Source organism: Streptomyces gelaticus, from assembly GCF_014649535.1.
GTDB classification, from domain to species: domain Bacteria; phylum Actinomycetota; class Actinomycetes; order Streptomycetales; family Streptomycetaceae; genus Streptomyces; species Streptomyces gelaticus.
In genome coordinates this window covers 1-1,435 of the sequence record NZ_BMTF01000082.1, presented here as the reverse complement: position 1 = coordinate 1,435, position 1,435 = coordinate 1, and the positions used below count along the sequence as shown (strand labels likewise).

The following is a 1,435-nucleotide window of genomic DNA, read 5'->3' as shown; positions in this document are numbered from 1 at the left end:
CCCGCCGTCCTCACCGACCGCGGACTCGACGCCGCACTCTCCGCCATCGCCTCCCGCTGCACCGTCCCCGTCACGGTGAGCGTGGATCTGCCGGCCCGCCCGGCGGAGGCGATCGAGGGGATCGCCTACTTCACCGTCTCCGAGCTGCTGCAGAACGTGAGCAAGCACAGCGCTGCGCGGTCGGCCTCCGTCGAGGTGTGGCGCGCCGGGGACCGGCTGCTGCTCCAGGTCGTCGACGACGGACGGGGCGGGGCCCGGATGGACGGCGGTACGGGAATGGCGGGGCTGGCAGAGCGGCTGGGCGCCGTCGACGGGCTCTTCGTCCTCGACTCACCGGTCGGCGGCCCCACGACCGTCACCGCGGAACTGCCCTGGCGGGACCGTGGGCAGCACAAGGGCAAGAAATTGAAGGGCGCGGCGAGAGCCTAGGCCCGCCCGGACCGACCCGGATCCGACGCCCCTCCAGTTCCGACGCCCTTCCATGGTGGGGAAAACCCCCGGCCGAAGAGGGATATCCCCCTCATGGTGGGCCGGCCCGCGAGACAGCACCCTTGTCATGACGGCACCAGACCGCTGATGACGATGAGAAGAAACGGACAGCACCCATGGCCACGGCATACGGACCGGACACTCGGGATCACCAGCGGTCCGGGGGCGGCTTCGGGGACCATCCCCCGGTGAAGCACTTCTTCCCCGCCGCGCTGCGCGCGCCCGTAGCGGGCAGGACCTGGCGCGAATTCGCGTATCTGCTGCTGAGCCTGCCGATCGGCATCGTCCTGTTCACCTTCTCGATCTGCCTGACGACGCTGGGCGTCGGCATGCTGATCACCTTCCTCGGGGTGCCGATCCTGGCCGGCACGCTGGCCATGTGCCGTGGCTTCGGCGCGATGGAACGGGCACGGGCGCGCGGGCTGCTGAAGCTGGACGTGGCGGCCCCGGCACCGGCCCGCGGCAGGACCGGCGGCCTGATGTCCTGGATGGGGGCGATGCTCAAGAGCGGGGCGTCCTGGCGGCATCTGCTCTACACCCTGCTGCACATGCCGTGGACGCTCTTCACCTTCCCCGTCGCGCTGACGTTCTGGTCGGTCGGGTGGACCGCGTTCACCTACCCGCTGTGGCGCTGGGTCTTCCCGGCGTACACGGGTCGGGGCGGTATTCAGCTGTACAGCGACCGGGCCCACGAGATCCGCCTCGACTCCTTCGCCGAAGTGGCTCTGACCAGTGCGTTCGGCCTGGTGGTCGTTCTCGTCACGCCGTGGGTCATCCGTGGTCTGGTGAACGTGGACCGGGTCATGGTGGCCGGGCTGCTCGGGCCGTCCCGGCTGGCGACCCGCGTCTCGGAGCTGGAGTCGGACCGCGGGGTGGTCGTCGACACGGCCGCCGCCGACCTGCGCCGCATCGAACGCGATCTGCACGACGGCGCCCAGGCCCGCCT

General features: G+C 70.8%; 2 protein-coding genes. Both read left to right on the top strand.

Annotated features, from left to right (window positions below; translation table 11 throughout):
• Positions 1-429: sensor histidine kinase (locus tag IE107_RS34425; RefSeq protein ID WP_373302559.1), on the top strand; the 429-nt coding region annotated here is incomplete at its 5' end.
• Between the two features lie 176 nt (positions 430-605).
• On the top strand, positions 606-1,435 hold an 830-nt coding region (locus IE107_RS34420), incomplete at its 3' end, for a sensor histidine kinase (protein ID WP_189548268.1).